The 17799-nt window shown below is 65.3% G+C and carries 17 protein-coding genes; 11 read left to right on the top strand and 6 right to left on the bottom strand.

Going from position 1 to position 17799, the window contains the following annotated elements; genetic code table 11:
- Position 1 precedes the first annotated feature (1 nt).
- The 3 genes from AC1C2M_RS09980 to secA all read left to right on the top strand — a co-directional run bounded on the left by AC1C2M_RS09980 (position 2) and on the right by secA (position 4534).
- Positions 2 to 778, top strand: coding sequence for a ComF family protein (locus tag AC1C2M_RS09980; protein WP_495436248.1), 777 nt, complete (start codon positions 2 to 4; stop codon positions 776 to 778).
- 70 nt (positions 779 to 848) lie between these two features.
- Positions 849 to 1514, top strand: a complete 666-nt coding sequence (gene hpf, locus AC1C2M_RS09985; RefSeq protein WP_483405612.1) for a ribosome hibernation-promoting factor, HPF/YfiA family — start codon at positions 849 to 851, stop codon at positions 1512 to 1514.
- A gap of 212 nt (positions 1515 to 1726) precedes the next feature.
- The gene (gene secA, locus AC1C2M_RS09990) at positions 1727 to 4534 is read left to right on the top strand and encodes a preprotein translocase subunit SecA (protein WP_495436249.1); all 2808 of its coding nucleotides are present in this window, start codon (positions 1727 to 1729) and stop codon (positions 4532 to 4534) included.
- A 139-nt stretch (positions 4535 to 4673) separates the two neighbouring features.
- Here the strand turns inward: secA and AC1C2M_RS09995 are convergent, their stop codons facing one another.
- Complete coding sequence (locus AC1C2M_RS09995) at positions 4674 to 5231, bottom strand: Rv3235 family protein (protein ID WP_495436250.1); 558 nt, start codon at positions 5229 to 5231, stop codon at positions 4674 to 4676.
- Between the two features lie 268 nt (positions 5232 to 5499).
- Between AC1C2M_RS09995 and AC1C2M_RS10000 the strand changes: the two genes are divergently transcribed.
- Positions 5500 to 6108, top strand: coding sequence for a hypothetical protein (locus AC1C2M_RS10000; RefSeq protein ID WP_495436251.1), 609 nt, complete (start codon positions 5500 to 5502; stop codon positions 6106 to 6108).
- 11 nt (positions 6109 to 6119) lie between these two features.
- On the opposite strand, the gene AC1C2M_RS10005 is transcribed toward AC1C2M_RS10000, so the two are convergent.
- The gene (locus AC1C2M_RS10005) at positions 6120 to 6413 is read right to left on the bottom strand and encodes a helix-turn-helix domain-containing protein (RefSeq protein WP_483405616.1); all 294 of its coding nucleotides are present in this window, start codon (positions 6411 to 6413) and stop codon (positions 6120 to 6122) included.
- Between the two features lie 128 nt (positions 6414 to 6541).
- Here AC1C2M_RS10005 and AC1C2M_RS10010 point away from each other — a divergent pair, with 128 nt between their 5' ends.
- From AC1C2M_RS10010 to AC1C2M_RS10020, 3 genes are all read left to right on the top strand, one after another.
- A complete protein-coding gene (locus AC1C2M_RS10010) occupies positions 6542 to 7168 on the top strand; it encodes an SAF domain-containing protein (protein ID WP_495436252.1) in 627 nt (208 codons plus the stop codon).
- A 5-nt stretch (positions 7169 to 7173) separates the two neighbouring features.
- Positions 7174 to 8421 (top strand): CpaE/TadZ family protein, encoded by a 1248-nt coding sequence (locus AC1C2M_RS10015; RefSeq protein ID WP_495436254.1) that lies wholly within the window; start codon positions 7174 to 7176, stop codon positions 8419 to 8421.
- Between the two features lie 110 nt (positions 8422 to 8531).
- Positions 8532 to 10025 (top strand): sensor histidine kinase, encoded by a 1494-nt coding sequence (locus AC1C2M_RS10020; RefSeq protein ID WP_108390421.1) that lies wholly within the window; start codon positions 8532 to 8534, stop codon positions 10023 to 10025.
- Between the two features lie 130 nt (positions 10026 to 10155).
- On the opposite strand, the gene AC1C2M_RS10025 is transcribed toward AC1C2M_RS10020, so the two are convergent.
- A complete protein-coding gene (locus tag AC1C2M_RS10025; protein ID WP_090711166.1) occupies positions 10156 to 10404 on the bottom strand; it encodes a WhiB family transcriptional regulator in 249 nt (82 codons plus the stop codon).
- A gap of 307 nt (positions 10405 to 10711) precedes the next feature.
- Between AC1C2M_RS10025 and AC1C2M_RS10030 the strand changes: the two genes are divergently transcribed.
- Positions 10712 to 11041, top strand: a complete 330-nt coding sequence (locus AC1C2M_RS10030; RefSeq protein WP_495436255.1) for a hypothetical protein — start codon at positions 10712 to 10714, stop codon at positions 11039 to 11041.
- Between the two features lie 344 nt (positions 11042 to 11385).
- On the opposite strand, the gene bcp is transcribed toward AC1C2M_RS10030, so the two are convergent.
- From bcp to aroA, 3 genes are read right to left on the bottom strand one after another with little or no spacing between them, the layout of a single operon-like run.
- On the bottom strand, positions 11386 to 11889 hold the full coding sequence (gene bcp / locus AC1C2M_RS10035; protein WP_495436256.1) for a thioredoxin-dependent thiol peroxidase: 504 nt from the start codon (positions 11887 to 11889) through the stop codon (positions 11386 to 11388).
- 9 nt (positions 11890 to 11898) lie between these two features.
- Positions 11899 to 12957 (bottom strand): ribosome small subunit-dependent GTPase A, encoded by a 1059-nt coding sequence (gene rsgA, locus AC1C2M_RS10040; RefSeq protein ID WP_483405621.1) that lies wholly within the window; start codon positions 12955 to 12957, stop codon positions 11899 to 11901.
- Entirely contained in the window at positions 12954 to 14315 is a 1362-nt protein-coding gene (gene aroA, locus AC1C2M_RS10045; protein ID WP_495436257.1) for a 3-phosphoshikimate 1-carboxyvinyltransferase, read from the bottom strand. The genes rsgA and aroA overlap by 4 nt, the downstream gene beginning before the upstream one ends.
- Before the next feature lie 152 nt (positions 14316 to 14467).
- On the opposite strand from aroA, the gene AC1C2M_RS10050 reads away from it, so the two are divergent.
- The 3 genes from AC1C2M_RS10050 to AC1C2M_RS10060 all read left to right on the top strand — a co-directional run bounded on the left by AC1C2M_RS10050 (position 14468) and on the right by AC1C2M_RS10060 (position 17715).
- Positions 14468 to 15082 (top strand): sigma-70 family RNA polymerase sigma factor, encoded by a 615-nt coding sequence (locus AC1C2M_RS10050; RefSeq protein ID WP_483405896.1) that lies wholly within the window; start codon positions 14468 to 14470, stop codon positions 15080 to 15082.
- Positions 15079 to 15324: an anti-sigma factor family protein gene (locus tag AC1C2M_RS10055; protein ID WP_483405623.1), complete on the top strand. Its 246-nt coding sequence runs from the start codon at positions 15079 to 15081 to the stop codon at positions 15322 to 15324. Before AC1C2M_RS10050 ends, AC1C2M_RS10055 begins: the two co-directional genes overlap by 4 nt.
- Positions 15325 to 15471: 147 nt before the next feature.
- Positions 15472 to 17715, top strand: coding sequence for an MMPL family transporter (locus tag AC1C2M_RS10060; RefSeq protein ID WP_495436258.1), 2244 nt, complete (start codon positions 15472 to 15474; stop codon positions 17713 to 17715).
- The last annotated feature ends 84 nt before the right edge of the window (positions 17716 to 17799 follow it).

Here is a 17799-nt window from a genome sequence, read left to right on the forward strand (position 1 = left end):
GATGAATCACAGCGGCAACGCGGAGCCGGACTCCGACCCGGACTTGGGCTCGGACTCGGGGGTCGTGGCGGCAGGTGTGCGCTCGGCGTTCCGCGAGGCGATGGGGCTTCTCCTTCCTGTTGCGTGCGTCGGCTGCGGTGAACCGGACGTCGCGCTCTGCGCCGGGTGTGTTGCGAGCGTCGGCGAGCCCCCGGCGGTGCGTGACATCGGGGATGCGTTCCCGGTGTGGGCTGGCGCCGAATACGACGGTGCCGTGAGGCGCGCCATCCTCGCGCTCAAGAATGACCAGCGAACCGATGTCGCCGCGGTACTCGCCCAGATCCTCAGGACGGCGTTCGACCTGGCGCTCGCCGAACTTCCGCGCCACGCCGGAACGGTCACCGACCTGAGGCTCGCCGCTCTCCCGTCGAGCAGGGCGGCCTACAGACGAAGGGGATACCGGCCGGTCGACAGGGTGCTCAGAAAGGGAGGACTCGCGGCGGAGCATCCGCTCAGGCTGGTCCGACAGCCTGCCGACCAGGTTGGCCTCGGTCGAGCGGGTCGAGAACGCAATCTTGTGGGGTCGCTTCGGGCCTCGGAGCGTGTTGCCGGAGGGAGTTTCCTCGTTGTCGACGACGTGGTCACGACGGGTGCGACGCTCAGGGAAGCACGCAGGGCGCTCGACTCCGCCGGGGCACGGACTGTCGGTGCCGTGGTCATCGCGGCAACGCCACTGCGCATCATAGCAACGCGCCAACCACACAGTTTGCCGAGTGACTTCTCATGCGGCGCGGACTAGCGTGGGGTCTAAAGGCGCGAAAGGACCGCCCATGAATATGCGGCGGTTCGCGCAGATCTGGGAGGTTGACGTGGAAATTAACATTGTCGGACAAGGCCTGGGACTCACTGATCGCTTCCGCGATTACGTCGAGGAAAAATCAGAGAAAGTGGCCCACCTGTCAGACCGTGCCCTCGCATTCGAGGTCAAGGTCAGCCGCCATCATGATAAGAGTGGCAAGCCCGGAGACGACCGGGTCGAGCTGATGCTCATCGGTCCAGGCCCGCTCATCCGGGCTGAGGCATCGGGCTCAGACAAGTACGTTGCCTTTGATCTGGCAATGGGAAAGTTGCTCGAGCAGGTACGCAGGGCGAAGGACCGCAAGAAAGTGCTGCGGGGAAAACGGCGAACGTCGTTGTCGACCGCGAGCGCTGAGGGCTTCAGCGGCATCGACCTCCAGCCCGCTGACCCTGACGTGATCGACCGGGTCGCGACAGGAGTGCTGACGACGGTGGATGACAGCGACAGCGAATCCGAGGAGGAGTACTCGCCGGTTGTGATTCGCGAGAAGGTGTTCCCCGCAGAATTTATGACCGTCGACGAGGCGGTCGACAGGATGGAGCTGGTCGGGCATCCGTTCTTCCTGTTCGTCGACGCGAAAAACGACAGGCCGAGCGTGGTCTACCGGCGCAAGGGCTGGGACTACGGTGTCATCGGTCTCGATGACGAAGCGGCGGAGTCGAAGAAGCGGGCGTAACCCGCAACGGATGCCGTGAGGCACGTTGCGAGCGGGTGTCGGAGCGATCCGGCACCCGCTCGTGTGTTCCGGGTGTTTTCGCCGCCTTTATCAGGGCGCTCTCACCGGACTGGACGCTAACATGGGTAGCGTTGTCGACTGACGTTGATTACCGTGCACACGGCACGGTGGCGCGATACTCGCGTGCCCTAGATAAAAGTGGAGTGCAATTCGTGGCCTCAGTACTAGAGAGGGTTCTTCGCGTTGGCGAGGGCCGGATCCTCAAGAAGCTCGAAAACCTGACCAAAGCTGTTAACTCGCTCGAGCCGAACTTCGCGGACCTCACCGATGAGGAACTTCGCAATGAAACAGCCGAGCTCCGCGCCCGGTTCGAGAAGGGCGAAACCCTCGACGACCTGCTTCCCGAGGCGTTTGCCGCCGTACGCGAGGCGGGAAAACGCACCATCGGGCTGAGGCACTTCGACGTGCAGATCATGGGTGGAGCGGCTCTTCACCTCGGCAACATCGCCGAGATGAAGACCGGTGAGGGCAAGACGCTCGTCGCCACGCTCCCCGCGTACCTCAACGCGATTGCGGGCAAGGGTGTTCACATCGTCACGGTGAACGACTACCTGGCGACCTACCAGTCTGAGCTTATGGGCCGGGTGTTCCGTGCCCTCGGCATGACCACCGGTGTCATCGTCGCCGGACAGACCCCGGCTGAGCGGCGCGAGCAGTATCTCTGCGACGTGACCTACGGGACCAACAACGAGTTCGGGTTCGACTACCTCCGCGACAACATGGCGTGGCAGTCCAAAGACCTCGTACAGCGTGGCCACTACTTTGCCATTGTCGACGAGGTGGACTCGATCCTCATCGACGAGGCGCGGACGCCGCTCATCATCTCCGGCCCGTCGTCAGGCGAGGCAAACCGCTGGTTCAATGAGTTCGCCCGCCTCGCGAAGATCCTCGTCGAGGGCGAAGACTACGAGGTCGACGAGAAGAAGCGCACCGTCGGTGTGCTCGAACCAGGTATCGAAAAGGTCGAGGACTACCTCGGCATCGACAACCTCTACGAGTCCGCGAACACGCCGCTGATTTCCTTCCTCAACAACTCGCTTAAAGCGAACGCACTGTTCAAGAAAGACAAGGACTACGTCGTCATGAACGGCGAGGTCATGATCGTCGATGAGCACACCGGCCGTATTCTCATGGGCCGTCGTTACAACGAGGGAATCCACCAGGCGATCGAGGCGAAAGAGGGCGTTCAGGTCAAGGCCGAGAACCAGACCCTCGCCACGGTCACGCTGCAGAACTACTTCCGCCTGTACTCGAAGCTCTCCGGCATGACCGGTACCGCCGAGACCGAGGCCGCTGAGTTCGTCTCGACCTACAAGCTGGGCGTCGTTCCGATTCCGCCGAACAAGCCCATGCGGCGAATCGACCAGCCGGACCTCGTGTACAAGAACGAGGAGACGAAGTTCGCGCAGGTCGTAGAAGACATTGCCGAGCGCCACGAGAAGGGCCAGCCCGTCCTCGTCGGAACGACCAGCGTCGAGAAGAGCGAATACCTCTCCCGCCTGCTCGCGAAGAAGGGCATCAGGCACGAGGTTCTCAACGCGAAGAACCACGCGCGAGAGGCCGCGATCGTCGCCCAGGCCGGCCGGCTCGGCTCGGTGACCGTCGCAACGAACATGGCCGGTCGTGGAACAGACATCATGCTCGGCGGAAACGCTGAGTTCCTGGCTGTCCAGGAGATGAACCAGAAGGGCCTCAGCCCGAGCGAGACTCCCGAGGAGTACGAGGCAGCCTGGGATGACGTCTTCACCGCCGTCAAGCAGAAGGTCCAGGAGGAAGCGGACAAGGTCATCGAAGCCGGCGGACTCTATGTGCTCGGCACCGAGCGCCACGAATCCCGCCGCATCGACAACCAGCTCAGGGGCCGGTCGGGCCGCCAGGGAGACCCGGGCGAGAGCAGGTTCTACCTGTCACTCACCGATGACCTGATGCGCCTGTTCAACTCCGGCGCCGCTGAAGCCCTCATGGGCCGCGGCGGGGTTCCCGACGACATGGCCATCGAGTCAAAGGTCGTCAGCCGTGCGATCCGGAGCGCACAGTCGCAGGTCGAGGCGCGCAACGCCGAGATCCGCAAGAACGTGCTCAAGTACGACGATGTCCTCAACCGTCAGCGCGAGGCTATCTACGCTGACCGCCGCCACATCCTCGAGGGCGACGACCTGCACGAGCGCACCCAGAAGTTCCTTGAAGACGTCATCACCGAGGTGCTCGATGTGCACGTCGGCGAGGGCAACGGAGACGACTGGGACTTCGACGCACTGTGGGTCGACCTCAAGACCCTGTACCCGATCAGCCTGACCATCGATGAGGTTATCGCTGAGGCCGGGCAGAGGGGCAAGATCAACCGCGAGTTCATGCGTCGCGAGATCCTGTCGGATGCCAAGCTCGCCTACGCACGGCGTGAGGAACAGCTCGGCTCACCGGCGATGCGCGAACTCGAGCGGCGCGTTGTGCTCCAGGTCATCGACCGTCGCTGGCGCGATCACCTGTACGAGATGGATTACCTCAAGGACGGCATCGGCCTGCGGGCGATGGCACAGCGTGACCCGCTGGTCGAGTACCAGCGCGAAGGCTTCAGCATGTTCCAGCAGATGATGGGACAGATTCGCGAAGAGAGCGTCGGTTACCTGTTCAACCTCGAGGTCGAAGTCACCAAGGGTGCGAGCGAGGAAGTCACCTCCGTCGAGGCCAAGGGGCTCACCCGGCCGGACGACGAGGACGAGAACCTCAGCTACTCCGCCGCGACCGAGACCGGTGACGTCGAGGTTCGCAACCAAAAAGGCCAGGTAGAGAAAGCGGCAACGGCGCGCGCCAGGCAGGCGACAGCCGCCCGGTCAGCGCAGCCGGAGGCCGCAGCACCGGTCGCAACGGCCGAGCGTGGAGCTTTCGGTCAGAGGGGCCAGGTCACTCCACCCGTCGGAGGCAACCGCGCCGACCGCCGCGCCCAGGGTAAGAAGAAGTAACAGCGCGGCACACGCAAGCAGTGCAACACAAGCCCCGGCCCTTTTGGTGTCGGGGCTTGTGTCGTAAGGGCAGGCGTCGTAACCGCAGGAGTCGTAACGGCAGTCGTCGTTCCACCGCCGCGGCTGCCCGGGTGCCCGCCTAGAGAATGCCGATGGAGGTGGCGCGCCATCGCTTGTCGACACCCTCGAGCCGAATGGCGACCGCCCGCGCTCGTGGCTTCTCGTAAACCATCACCACAGCCTCGATCACGCCGTCTGCCGGCGAGCTGGTCGTGATCCTGCCGATGACCAGGACGGGCCGCGTGGCTGGTGTCCCCTTGATCTGCCGTGCCCTCGCCGAAATCAGTTGCCGTTTGAGGAGGTGTTTGTAGACATCCTCGCTGATCCAACGAGCGAGTTGATCGATGTCACGTGCTCCTCGCAGTACCTCCATGACGCATCGCGTCAGGTTCTCCAGAAGCGGTTCCGGCGGCGGGAGCAGCTCGGTCGGGGTTTTCTGTCTGCCGAAGAAGCGATCGGTGTCGAAGTGGTCCCCGCCAGACCCACGTGCACCGTGCGGCCCCGCAGGGCCGGGCGGGTCGGTGGAACGCTGCCGCTGATCATGGGCGGGGACGGGATCGCCCGGTGCATTCTCCCGGGGAGGCCCCTGTGGTTTCCGCGACGGTGGAACTGGCTCGCCTGAGAACGGAATGCTCATGCGTGGCTCCGTAGAGTGACTGTCGGTGCTTGATGGGGCACGATGACCGGCGACGGACCGGCGATGACGCCACGGGGCAAGGCGGCAGCGGTGACAGGACGTGTGTTCGGGTCCACGCGAGACCTGCGTCAGCAGTTGCCCGGAACGTCCCGAGCAGGGTGAGGCTTCGAGACGGTACTTTTGCAGGTTCGAACCATCGATGTAAACCCCGGCGGCAGAATCTGTGGATAACTCACGTTCCCGATCGCGGAATGTGTACCCTTCCAGAATGCGCTGGGACAGCCTTTTCGATGACCTCGAGAGTCAGCTCGAGCAGGAGCTTCACTCGGACGAGGGTGACCTCCGCGCTGAGGAATACCGGCACCGGCTTGGCCGGCTGACGCTGAGGGAACGACTCTCGACGTTCAGCGGTCACGACGGCCGGGAGCGTGAACCGCTGTCGATCGAACTCATTACCGGCGAAGTCCTCGTCCTGATTCCGCAGTCGTTCGGCAGGGACTGGTTCTCCGCAGACCTGGCCGGGCAGGGAGCGCCAGCCAGTGCCGTTCTGGTTCCCGTCGGAGCGATCGCCGGTGTGATCGTGCCAAAGGCATCCGTCTCGCGGAGTCTTGATGTTCCGGAGGTGACGGACGGTGCGCCGCGGCTCACGGATCGAATCGGCCTCGCCTTCGCGTTGCGCGACCTCTGCCGACGGCGGTCCTTTGTCGAGGTCCACTGCGCAAGCGGCGTTGATGCCTGTCATTCCGGCACCATCGACAGGGTAGGCAGAGACCACGTCGATCTTGCCGTGCACGAGCCGGGAGCGCCACGCAGGGAGCGGAACGTGGCGCACCAGCGACTGATCCCGTTCGACATGGTCGCGTACGTTCGCCTGTGACCCAGTCCCTGTCAGCCCTCGTCGTGGTTCGGCTTGATGATCGTCCCGCGTGCAATCTCGGGGAGGCTCGCGATGTCGGACTCCTGCCACAGGCTCATGCGCCTGGCTTCCTCGTACTTGCCCGCGATGTAGGCCTCGAGCACCCGGTGTTCGATGCGCCATCTTCCGGGCGCGCCGATGCTGATGGCGGGCAACTCAGCGGTTCGGATCAGCTCTGTCACCTCTGCTGTCGAGATATTGAGGATGTCCGCGGCGTCGGCAACCGTGAGGAAGCGGCCTACGGAGTCTGACGAGACCGTATCCATACGTCGATTATGAGGCTGCCGATCACCGGGGTGCCCTCTTGTGGATAACTTTCTCGCGTCATCGTGAAAGTTGGCAGCATGGAGGTCCGCAGGGCCGCCCCTGCGACCGCAGGGAGACAGGAGGGCCCATGGACGCGTCCATTCCGTCGGTTTCCCGGCGAATCCGGGCGGGTTTGGACCCGCGATTCGCCGTTGGGATCGTGCTCATCGTCAGCTCGATCGTTGGTGTCTGGTTTGTCGTCACGTCGGCTGAGCGATCCACGGGCGTCTACGTCGCACGCACGACGCTGAGCGTTGGCGACGTGATCCGGGCCGGCGACCTCACCGTCCAGAACGTGCGCCTCGGAGACGCAGACGCGAGATACGTCACAGCCGGAAGCATCCCGGAGGAAGGACTTACCGTGGTCAGGACCGTGCTCAAGGGGGAGCTCGTGCCGCGGTCCGCGGTGGGAACCGACGCCAGCGTCGGGGTGAGCGCACTGGTCGTCGGGTCGACGTCGATTCTCCCGGAGTCCGTGGAGGCCGGTTCGCTCGTCGACGTGTGGACCGCACAGGTCGAGGATGACGGAACCTTCGCTCCGCCCGTCGTTCTCGTGGCGGGAGCAGCAGTTGTCAGGGTGGTCGAACAGCAGGGACTCGTCGTGGCAGGGGGACAGGACGTCGAGGTCCTCGTGCCGAAGGGCAAAGTCGCAGCGGTCCTCGCCGCCGTCGCTGGAGGCGATGCCATCTCGGTTGTCCCTGCGACGGGGAGGTGACGGCGGTGGTTGCTCTCGCCGTTGCCCTCGACGGTGACACCGAAGACCGGGTAGTCCCCGCGCTTCTCGAGAGCGGGCACTGGGTCGACGTCCGGGTTGGAGAGCACGCCGACCCGGTGTCGGTGCTCGATGGGGCGACGGCAACCGTTCTCCTCATCTCTGCGGCGCCAGACAGGCTCACCTCAAGGGTGCTGGCGTGGTGCGACGCGCACGGCGTCCGGGTCGTTGCCGTGACGGCATCCGAACGGGACGTTCGTAATGCCAGGGCGCTGAACCTGCTCGAGGTGGTGTCGAGCGACGCACCTCTCGACGAGATCGACACCCTGGTGCGTGGCGGGCTTGTCGATCGGCCGGCGGCTCGCACCCAGGAACCCGGCCGCATTCTCGTGGTCTGGGGTCCCGCTGGCGCCCCTGGGCGCACAACTGTTGCCATAACCCTCGCCACCGAACTCGCGGCGGCCGGCAGGTCTGTCGTGCTGATCGACGCCGACACGCACGCGGCGTCCATCGCTCCAGCGCTCGGTCTTCTCGACGAGTCGCCGGGCTTCGCGGCAGCGTGCCGCCTCGCGGGCAAGGACGGTCTCAGCGTGGCCGAGCTGGAGCGGATCAGCCAGACCTACCCGGTCGGCGGCGGATCGCTTCGCGTGCTCACGGGGATCACTCGCGCCTATCGCTGGCCCGAACTCAGCGCGGAGCGGGTCAGGCGAACCCTCGATGCGTGTCGGGAGTGGGCCGACTACGTCGTCGTCGACACCGGCTTCAGTCTGGAGAACGATGAGGAGATCTCAACGGACCTCTTCGCGCCGCGTCGCAACGCAGCGACGCTCACCTGTATCGACGCGGCGGACGAGATCATCGCCGTCGGTGCGGCCGATCCGATCGGGCTCCAGCGGTACCTTCGTGCGCACGGTGACCTGCTCGAGCGGGCGGCCGGCATCCCTGTGACGACGGTCATCAACAAGGTGCGAAGCGGCTCGGTTGGCCTGAATCCGTCAGGGCAGGTCAAAGCGACCCTGCAGCGGTTCGGCGGTATCGGCGACCCGGTGCTCATCCCACACGACGAGAAGGGGACGGATGCCGCGCTGCTGGCAGGCAGGGCGCTTCACGACGCGAGTCCGAGGTCGTCGGCGCTCGCGTCGCTGCGCCGGTTCACGGCCAGCCGCATCCTGCCGCCGCCGGAAGAAGCCGTCACGCGCCGGTCCCGTCGGCGCGAGCGCCCCCGCCAGCGCATCGGTCATGTGAGCCAGGCCTGATTGGGGTTCGACGCACGGGTGACACCCGCCAGCGCTGGCGGCCGCTGGGGCTGGCGCGACGGCATCCGGCACGGGCTCGTACCGGTCAGCAGCACCCATAGACTGGACGAATGTCAACGCTCAGTGACCTCGTACTCGCCCAGGGGCGCTCCACCGAAGCCGATGTCGATTGGCTGCACATGCTCGTCGGCGACGCTCAACTGCTCGCAGACCTGGCCTTCGCCGATATCGTGCTGTGGGTCCCTGACCGGGACGGCGGCTTCATCTCGGTCTCTCACTACCGGCCGTCGAGCGCTGCAACCCTGTTTTACCGTGACTTCGTCGGACAGCCGATCAAGGCGCAGTGGCGAGCACAGGTGAGCGATGCGTTCGAGAACGCGCGCATTGCCGACTCCACAGCCCCTGACTGGTACGAGGAAACACCGACACGGGTCCGAGCCGTCCCGGTCATGCGGAGGCTCAGCTCGAGTTCGCCCGAGAACTCACCGACGCCGATCGCTGTGCTCACCCGCCACACCAACCTCGGTGAGGCCCGTACTCCGAGCCGGCAGGAGCTCACGTTCAACGAGTGCGCTGACGACCTGTTCGAGATGGTGGCAACAGGCGACTTCCCCGACCTCTCGGCCCCCACCGGACCGCGCAGGGGCGCGCCTCGCGCCTCCGACGGGCTGATCCGCCTCGACGTCGACGGGATCACGACCTTCGCGAGCCCGAATGCCCTGTCGGCCTTCAACCGGATGGGATTCGCCGAGGAGCTCGAGGGGGAGTCGCTCGCCGAAGTGACCACCAAGATCCTGCCGAGCAAGCAGGTCATCGACGAATCCCTGCCCCTCGTCGTCACCGGTCGCGCGCCCTGGCGCACGGACATCGAGGCCAGGGGAGTGACGGTGTCGCTTCGCGCGATTCCCCTCCGTCACCGTGGCGAACGCGCCGGGGCGATCGTGCTCTGCCGCGATGTGTCCGAACTTCGCCACCAGGAACGTGAGCTCATTACGAAGGATGCCACGATCCGCGAGATCCATCACCGGGTCAAGAACAACCTGCAGACCGTGGCATCCCTGCTGCGGATCCAGGCGCGGCGGGCGCACAACGATGAGGCTCGCGAGGCGCTGTCACAGGCGATGAGGCGGGTGGCTGCCATTGCCGTCGTGCACGACACGCTGTCGGAGGGGCTGACCCAGGACGTCAACTTCGATGAGGTGTTCGAGCGTGTGCTCATGCTCATCGCCGAAGTGGCATCCAGTCACAACACGACGGTGCACCCCCACAAGACCGGTGAGTTCGGGGTGCTCCCCAGTGCATACGCGACGCCGCTCGCACTTGCTCTCACCGAACTCGTCACGAATGCCGTGGAACACGGACTCGCGGGCCGCGACGGAGAGGTCGAGATCGTCGCTGACCGATCGGGAGACGAACTCACTGTCCTCGTCCGCGACAACGGTGTCGGGCTCCAGGAAGGCAAGGTCGGTTCGGGACTCGGGACCCAGATCGTCCGCACGCTGATCCAGGGTGAGCTCAGTGGAACGATCGACTGGCACACGGTCGTCGGCTCTGGAACCGAGGTCACGATCGAGGTGCCACTGCGCTGGATCTCTCGCACGTAGCATCCGCTGTCTTCTCAATGACGAGTGCAGAAAAGACCGTTGCCCACTCTCCGGAGAGAGTGGGCAACGGTCTTTTCGTTGTCAGTGCCTGAGGTCTGGCGCCTGGGCGCGGTGCCTCAGGCCCGTCGGCTCAGGAAGCGCGGCGGGCGCGGGCGGCGCGGCGCTTGAGCGCGCGACGCTCGTCTTCGGAGAGGCCACCCCAGACTCCCGAGTCCTGACCGGTCTCGAGGGCGTACTGGAGGCAGATTTCGGTCACAGTGCACCGACCGCACACGGCTTTCGCCTTGTCGATCTGGTCGACTGCCGGGCCTGTGTTTCCCACCGGGAAAAATAGTTCAGGATCTGCGGTGAGGCAAGCGGCTTTGTCGCGCCAGTCCATGGGGGTACTCCTTTGAATTGCGGGTATGCGACCTCTGTGGTCGAAAATGGAAACGGGCCCGGATCTGAGAGGGCGATCACACGATGGGATCCGCTCACCTCTTTGTGAACCGCAGATCGAGGCCTCAATTATGTTCCCATAAGGGCTCAGTCAAATCAATAGATTTGGGTGCGATATACCTGTGAATAACGCTCCCGACACAAAACGGACACACGAAAGGTCTACAATTTCCAGTTTTTCACCCGAGACGCGAGGATCTCTCGCGATTCGCCTGCTCACCGGCCTTTTGTTCATCGAGGCTTTGGCCATGATTTGTGTCGTGGTTGTTCTCGTCTTCGACGTCCTCACCCAGCCGGCGGCATCCTTCGCCAGCGCACTCGCCCTCACCGTGCTTGCCGGCATCGCCGCTGCCTTCGTATCGGCCGTCGCCGTCGCTCTGGCGAGGCGCTCACCGTGGAGCCGTGGAGCCGCTCTGGTCTGGCAGCTCGTGCAGCTCGCGGTCGCGGTCGGTGCCTTCCAGGGTGCGACAGCGCAACCGGCGTGGGGCTGGGCGATCCTGGCACCGACTCTTGTCGCGCTCGTGCTGCTCTTCACGAAGAGCGTGATGGAAGCGCTCCGGCGCCCCGAGGTGGAGTAGCCCGGCACCCCCGCGGCGTCGCGCGCTGCAGTTGCATGCCCGCGCGGCAGAAGCTTCTGCCGCGCGGGCATGGATGTGTAGCGCTCGCGGGCGGCGGATGCGGCGCGGCTGCGGGATGCAGCGTGGTGCGGATGCCGTCGGCAGGGGGTGTGAGCTGCCGCCCGAGCCGCCCGAGCCGCCCGAGCCGCCCGAGCCACCCGAGCCACCCGGGCTGTGCGCGTGCCTGGTCGCGCGCGCGCCGGCACCCGCGGCGTCGAGCGCTGCAGTTGCATGCCCGCGCTGCAGAAGTATCTGCCGCTTGGGCATGGATGTGTAGCGCTCGCGAGCTGCGGATGCAGCGCGTGTCAGGCTACGCCGAGCTTCTTCCGCAGCGAGGCCACGTGCCCCGTCGCCTTGACGTTGTAGAGGGCGAGCTCGATCGCGCCCTTCTCGTCGATCACAAAGGTCGAGCGGAGCACCCCGGTGATGATCCTGCCGTACGAGTTCTTCTCGCCGTACGCGCCATACGCCTTGTGGACGGCGAGATCCTCGTCGCTGAGGAGCGGGAAGGTGAGCGCGTCACGCTCGGCGAAAGCGGCGAGCTTGTCTGGCGAGTCCTTGGAGATGCCGAGAACCGTGTATCCGGCAGCCTGAAGTGAACTCAGGCTGTCGCGGAAGTCACAGGCCTGGGTGGTGCACCCAGGGGTCATCGCTGCCGGGTAGAAGTAGAGGATGACCTTTGAGCCGGCGAAGTCCGCGAGGGAGACCGGTGTCCCCGCCGAGCTCGGCAGGGTGAACGATGGAGCGGTCTCGCCCGGCTGCAGCCGCAGCGGAGCGTCGGGAGCGGTGGAGGTCGATGAATCTGTCATGGTTCCAGCCTAAGCATCTCTTGTGGCCGCGCGGGTCGCGAAGGTAGCCAGCAGCCGCTGCAGCGAGTCGAGTCGCGCAGGGCCCGTCTCGCCGAGTTCGCCGGATTCAACGGCCTCGATGATGGCGCAGTCCGGCGCATCCGGCAGGTGGGTGCAGCCCCGGGGGCACCGCTCGGCCGCCTCCGCGAGGTCGGTGAATGCCTTGAGGATGTTGGCGGGGTCGATGTGTCCGAGCCCGAAGGAGCGGACACCGGGTGTGTCGATGACCCACCCTGTGCCGTTCTCGTTCTCGATCCGATAGGACACCGTCGACGAGGAGGTGTGCCTCCCGCGCCCGGTGACGACGTTGACGTGGCCCGTCGCCCGCTGCGCGCTCGGCACCAGCGCGTTCACCAGGGTGGACTTGCCGACACCGGAGTGGCCGACGAAGACCGTGTCGTGGCCGATCAGGGCGTCGGTGATCTCGGCGAGCGGCATCCGGTCCTCCGCGCTCGTGAACACGAGCAGGTCGAGCCCGGCAAAGTTCTTCAGGAAGTCAGAAGGGTCGGCCAGGTCCGTCTTCGTGATGCAGAGAATGGGGCGGATGCCGGCGTCGAGGGCGGCGATGAGGTACCTGTCGACGAGGCGCTCGCGTGGTTCAGGATCCGCGGCAGCGACGACGACGAGCATCTGGTCGGCGTTCGCGACGATGACGCGCTCGACCTCGTCGGAGTCGTCGGCGCTTCGGCGAAGCAGCGTCGTGCGCGGAACGATCCGAACGATGCGGGCGAGAGTGCCTGGCTCACCGGAAAGGTCACCGACCACGTCGACACGATCGCCGTTGACGACCGCGTGCTTGCGGAGTTCGGATGCCCGTGACGCGGTGATCCGGCGTTCCTTCTTCGTGCCTTCATCGAGCAGCACCGTGTACCGGCCGCGGTCGACGGCGAGGACGCGTGCGGTCTGCGCGTCGTTGTGCTCTGGCCGGGTTTTCGTGCGCGGCCGGTTGCCCTTGCGGTTCGGCCGAACGCGGATCGACGACTCGTCGAATTCAGGCTCGTCGTCGTCGCCGGTGTCCCACCAGCTCATGCGCTGACCGCTTTCGAGAGCATCGTCGTCCACAGTTCGGGGAACTGGGGGAGGGTCTTCGCTGTTGTCGCGATGTTCTCGATCGACACACCTTCGACGACGAGGCCGATGATTGCGCCCGCCGTCGCCATTCGGTGATCGTGGTAGCTCGACCAGACGCCGCCCGAGAGCGGCTTCGGCACAATCGAGAGGCCGTCGTCGAGCTCGGTGACGTCGCCGCCAAGCTGGTTGATCTCGGTGGCGAGAGCGGCAAGCCGGTCTGTTTCGTGGTGACGGATGTGACCGATTCCGGTGATCGTCGACGGCGACTCCGCGAGGGCGGCGAGTGCGACGAGCGGCGGCGCAAGTTCACCCGCCGTGGTGAGGTCGAGGTCCACCCCGAGGATGCGGCCGGTTCCGGTCACGGTGACGCGGTCACCGTCGATGGAGACTGTCGCGCCGAAGCGGGGGAGGATGTCGAGCAGTTCGGCGCCGACCTGAGTGGTCTCGGCGGGCCAGCGCGGAATGGTGACGCTGCCGCCAGTGACGACCGCCGCAACGAGGAACGGTGCCGCATTGGAGAGGTCGGGTTCGATGTCGACGTCGAGACCGGCGATAGGGCCGGGTTCGACCCGCCAGGTGCCAGGGGCGGGCGAAGTCACCGTCACCCCGCGAGCGGCGAGGGCGGCGATCGTCATGTCGATGTGCGGCAGGCTCGGCAGGCGCTCGCCCGCGTGCGTGAGGGTGAGCCCCTCGTCGAATCGCGCGGCGGCGAGGAGGAGTGCCGAGACGAACTGGCTCGAGCTCGATGCGTCGATGGTGAGTTCCCCGCCACCGACCCGGCCGGTGCCGTGAACGGTGAACGGCAGCGATCCGCGTCCGTCGTCGTTGATGTCGACGCCGAGCTCGCGGAGGGAGGAGATCAGTGTCTTCATGGGGCGACCGCGTGCTGAGTCGTCGGCATCGAACGTGGTCGGGCCCAGGGCAAGGGCGGCAACGGGAGGGACGAATCGCATCACGGTGCCGGCGAGGCCGCAATCAACGGTGGTCGAACCGGTCAGTTCGCCGGGCGTCACCAGAAGGTCAGGGCCGAACTCGCCGGTGGCATCCGTCTCGGTAATCGTTGTGCCGAGGGACCGCAGGGCCTCAACCATGTTCTGGCTGTCGCGCGAGTGCAGGGGTGCACGCAGCAGCGACGGCGACTCGGCCAGGGCGGCAAGCACAAGTTCCCGGTTCGTCAGCGACTTCGAGCCGGGGAGAGAGACAACCGCCTCGATCGGCCCTGGGGCGACGGGTGCAGGCCACGGCTTATCGCCGGCGGGCTGGGAGCGGTCGCCGTAGATGTCGAACTCCGGTGCGGAATATTGAGACTCAAGCATTGTTTATCTAATGTATCGGCCATTACAGCTTTGGAGGCATTTCGGCAATGACAGTTCGCGTCCTTGAACGACAGGTGAGCATGCCTGTCGCCGCCGGGCTAGTTCCCGACCTCACGGGCGGTCTCGTCAAAGCGGTCGTAGACTTGCCTGTGATGACCACCGTGGACGATAACCCAGCCCCTGAACCGGTCGAAGACCCGCGAGCACTGTTTGAAGAACAGGCCCTGCCCTTCATCGACCAGCTGTACGGCGCGGCCATGCGCATGACGAAGAACCCGTCTGACGCGCAGGACCTCGTCCAGGAGACGTTTGTGAAGGCGTATGCGGCTTTTGGGCAGTACACGCAGGGCACGAATCTCAAGGCGTGGCTGTACCGCATCCTCACAAACACGTACATCAACATCTATCGCAAGAAGCAGCGCGAGCCGTACCAGGGCACGATCGATGACCTCGAAGACTGGCAGATGGGTGGCGCGGAGTCGACAACGGCGACGTCGTCCCGATCGGCCGAGGCGGAGGCCATCGACCACATGCCTGACAGTGCGGTGAAGGATGCCCTCCAGGCAATCCCTGAGGACTTCCGACTCGCGGTCTACCTGGCAGACGTGGAAGGTTTTGCGTACCAGGAGATCGCCGACATCATGAAAACCCCGATCGGGACCGTTATGAGCCGACTGCATAGAGGCAGGCGGATGCTGCGGGACCTTTTGGCTGATTACGCAACGGAGCGCGGCATCGACACGCGCCCGACAGGAGCTCGAAAATGACAGATTGCGGATGCGACCAGGCCAAGCGCGACCTTGAGGAGTACCTCCGGAATGAGGTCTGCCAGGCGAACGCCGCCGACATCAGGGAGCACCTCGAGCACTGCGCGTCGTGCCAGGAAGAAGCTCTGCTCGCGCGCACGCTGACGGATGCCGTCCAGAGGGCGTGCAAGGAGACAGCGCCGGAAGACCTCAAGCTGCAGGTGCTGGCGAAGCTCCGTACTGTGCAGGCGTCGCACTCCTGAGGCGAAGCCTCAGGCACGGCGGCAGCCCTCACTCAGGCAATCCAGTCTCCGTGACGTCGACCCTCAACCGTCTGCGGAACTGACCCCCTTCGATTTCCAACTTTTGATCGACGCGGTCGCCCTGGTCGCGATCGTAACGTTGAGTGTGTGATCAAGACTTCTGCCTCTCGTCGAGACTCGCGCGTTCCTGTCTGGCTGCGCATTCTCATCCCCGCCGCTCTCATCCTCGTCTGGTTCGGGCTCTTCGGAGCCGGCGGTGCGAGTTTCGGCCAGATCAGCGAGGTCAGCACCAACGACCAGTCGCAGCAACTGCCGGCAAGCGCAGAGGCAACGAAAGTCCAGGACCTTCAGGCGGAGTTTCGCGATGACGATGTCATCCCGGCGATCGTGGTCTTCGAACGCGACGGCGGTCTGACCGAGACCGACCTGGCCGAGATCGACGCCACCGTCGCCGAGTTTGCCGACGTGGATGGCGTTCTCGCCGAGGAGAGCTCACCGCCCATCGTGTCCGATGACGGCGATGCCGCGCAGGTCGTGATGGTGCTCGACACAGACGTGAAGACGGCGGACACGGTCGAAGCCCTGAGGACAGTCCTCACCGACGACCCCATCGAGGGCGTCACCGCACAGATCACCGGACCGGCAGGACTTGCCGCCGACCTCACCGATGCGTTCGCCGGAATCGACGGGCTGTTGCTGCTCGTCGCCCTCGGCGCCGTGTTCGTGATTCTTGTCGTCGTCTACCGCTCGCCGCTCCTCCCCGTACTGGTCCTGTTCTCGAGTCTCTCGGCGCTGTGTGCGTCGATCCTCGTCGTCGTGCAACTGGCGCGGGCAGACGTCCTGCTGCTCAGCGGCCAGACCCAGGGAATTCTCTTCATCCTGGTGATCGGCGCTGCCACGGACTACTCACTGCTCTACATCGCGAGGTTCCGGGAAGCCCTGGTTACCGAGTCGACCAAATGGAAGGCGACCTGGGCGGCACTCAAGGGTTCGTGGGAGCCCATCCTTGCCTCGGGCGGAACCGTCATCGCCGCGCTTCTCCTGCTCCTGTTCTCCGACCTCAACTCGAACAAGTCGCTCGGACCCGTCGCGTCGATCGGCATCGTGTTCGCACTTCTTGCCTCACTCACACTTCTGCCCGCGCTCCTGTTCTGGGCGGGGAAGGTCGCGTTCTGGCCGATCCGCCCCAAGGCCGAGGCCCGCGACATCAATCCGATCGCCGACGACAGGAAGGGCCTCTGGCCCGGGCTCGCCCGCCTGATCGCCAGGCGCCCCCGGGTGATCTGGATCTCGAGCGTCATGCTTCTCGGTGTGCTCTGCCTCGGGATGTTCCAGCTCAAGGCAGACGGGGTGGCTCAGAGCGAGTTCGTACTCGGTGAGTCGCAGGCCCGCGACGGACAGGCGGTTCTCGCCGACCACTTCCCGGCAGGATCCGGTTCGCCGACGGTCATCATCGCCCCAGAGGACGAGCTCGAAGCCGTCTCCGACATCGTCCTCGGCACCGACGGCGTCGATTCGCTCACCGTGCTCGCAGAGGACTCGCCGTCGGGATCGCTCCCCGTCACTGAAGACGGTGTCCAGCCGCTTGGCCCTCCTGGCACCCCGGTCCCGGAGCCCACAGTTGTTGACGGCAACGTGCTGCTCTCGGCCACCCTCTCCGACGCCGGCGACTCGATCGCCGCCGAGAACGTCGTCGTGGAACTCCGCGAGGCGCTCGCGGACATCTCGACGGAGGATGCGCCGGTCCTGGTCGGCGGCACGACGGCCATCGCGCTCGACTCGAACACGACGGCGATTCACGACCGCAACCTGCTCATCCCGTTGATTCTCGCGGCGATCACTCTCATCCTGATGCTTCTGCTCCGGTCGATCGTTGCTCCGTTGCTGCTGATCGCCAGCGTTGTGCTGTCGTTCGGTGCGGCGCTCGGGGTTTCTGCGTGGGTATTCAACGGCATCTTCGACTTCCCTGGAGCAGACCCGTCAGTCCCGCTGTTCGGCTTCGTCTTCCTGGTGGCCCTCGGGGTGGATTACAACATCTTCCTCATGACGAGGGTGCGCGAGGAGTCGAAGAACCACGGCACAAAGCAGGGGATTCTGCGCGGGCTCGCCGTCACAGGTGGTGTCATCACCTCTGCGGGGCTGGTTCTCGCCGCCACGTTCGCGGCACTGAGCGTCATTCCGATCCTGTTCCTGCTCCAGATCGCGTTCATTGTCGCATTCGGTGTGCTCCTCGACACCTTCCTGGTGCGCACGCTGCTCGTACCAGCGTTGAGCTACGACATCGGGCGCGCCATCTGGTGGCCGAGCAAGCTCTCGCGTGGCATCCATTCGACTGACCGGCAGCCCGCCGCTGACGTGGATGAGCCCGTGGCCGCTGGGCGCACAAGCTAGCCAGAGGGCTGGGAAGAAGCGGGGCCCGGGAACGGGGGCACAGGGGCACGGGGAAGAACCGGGGCACGGGGGAGAAGGCGGTGA

Source organism: Mycetocola sp. Y444, from assembly GCF_059445295.1.

Excerpts from the sequence above, each read along its gene's own strand:
- AC1C2M_RS09980 (WP_495436248.1), top strand. The coding sequence starts at position 2 with ATGAATCACAGCGGCAACGCGGAGCCGGACTCCGACCCGGACTTGGGC.
- AC1C2M_RS09995 (WP_495436250.1), bottom strand. The coding sequence starts at position 5,231 with ATGAGCATTCCGTTCTCAGGCGAGCCAGTTCCACCGTCGCGGAAACCA.
- AC1C2M_RS10000 (WP_495436251.1), top strand. The coding sequence starts at position 5,500 with ATGCGCTGGGACAGCCTTTTCGATGACCTCGAGAGTCAGCTCGAGCAG.
- AC1C2M_RS10005 (WP_483405616.1), bottom strand. The coding sequence starts at position 6,413 with ATGGATACGGTCTCGTCAGACTCCGTAGGCCGCTTCCTCACGGTTGCC.
- AC1C2M_RS10010 (WP_495436252.1), top strand. The coding sequence starts at position 6,542 with ATGGACGCGTCCATTCCGTCGGTTTCCCGGCGAATCCGGGCGGGTTTG.
- AC1C2M_RS10020 (WP_108390421.1), top strand. The coding sequence starts at position 8,532 with ATGTCAACGCTCAGTGACCTCGTACTCGCCCAGGGGCGCTCCACCGAA.
- AC1C2M_RS10025 (WP_090711166.1), bottom strand. The coding sequence starts at position 10,404 with ATGGACTGGCGCGACAAAGCCGCTTGCCTCACCGCAGATCCTGAACTA.
- AC1C2M_RS10030 (WP_495436255.1), top strand. The coding sequence starts at position 10,712 with ATGATTTGTGTCGTGGTTGTTCTCGTCTTCGACGTCCTCACCCAGCCG.
- bcp (WP_495436256.1), bottom strand. The coding sequence starts at position 11,889 with ATGACAGATTCATCGACCTCCACCGCTCCCGACGCTCCGCTGCGGCTG.
- rsgA (WP_483405621.1), bottom strand. The coding sequence starts at position 12,957 with ATGAGCTGGTGGGACACCGGCGACGACGACGAGCCTGAATTCGACGAG.
- aroA (WP_495436257.1), bottom strand. The coding sequence starts at position 14,315 with ATGCTTGAGTCTCAATATTCCGCACCGGAGTTCGACATCTACGGCGAC.
- AC1C2M_RS10050 (WP_483405896.1), top strand. The coding sequence starts at position 14,468 with ATGACCACCGTGGACGATAACCCAGCCCCTGAACCGGTCGAAGACCCG.
- AC1C2M_RS10055 (WP_483405623.1), top strand. The coding sequence starts at position 15,079 with ATGACAGATTGCGGATGCGACCAGGCCAAGCGCGACCTTGAGGAGTAC.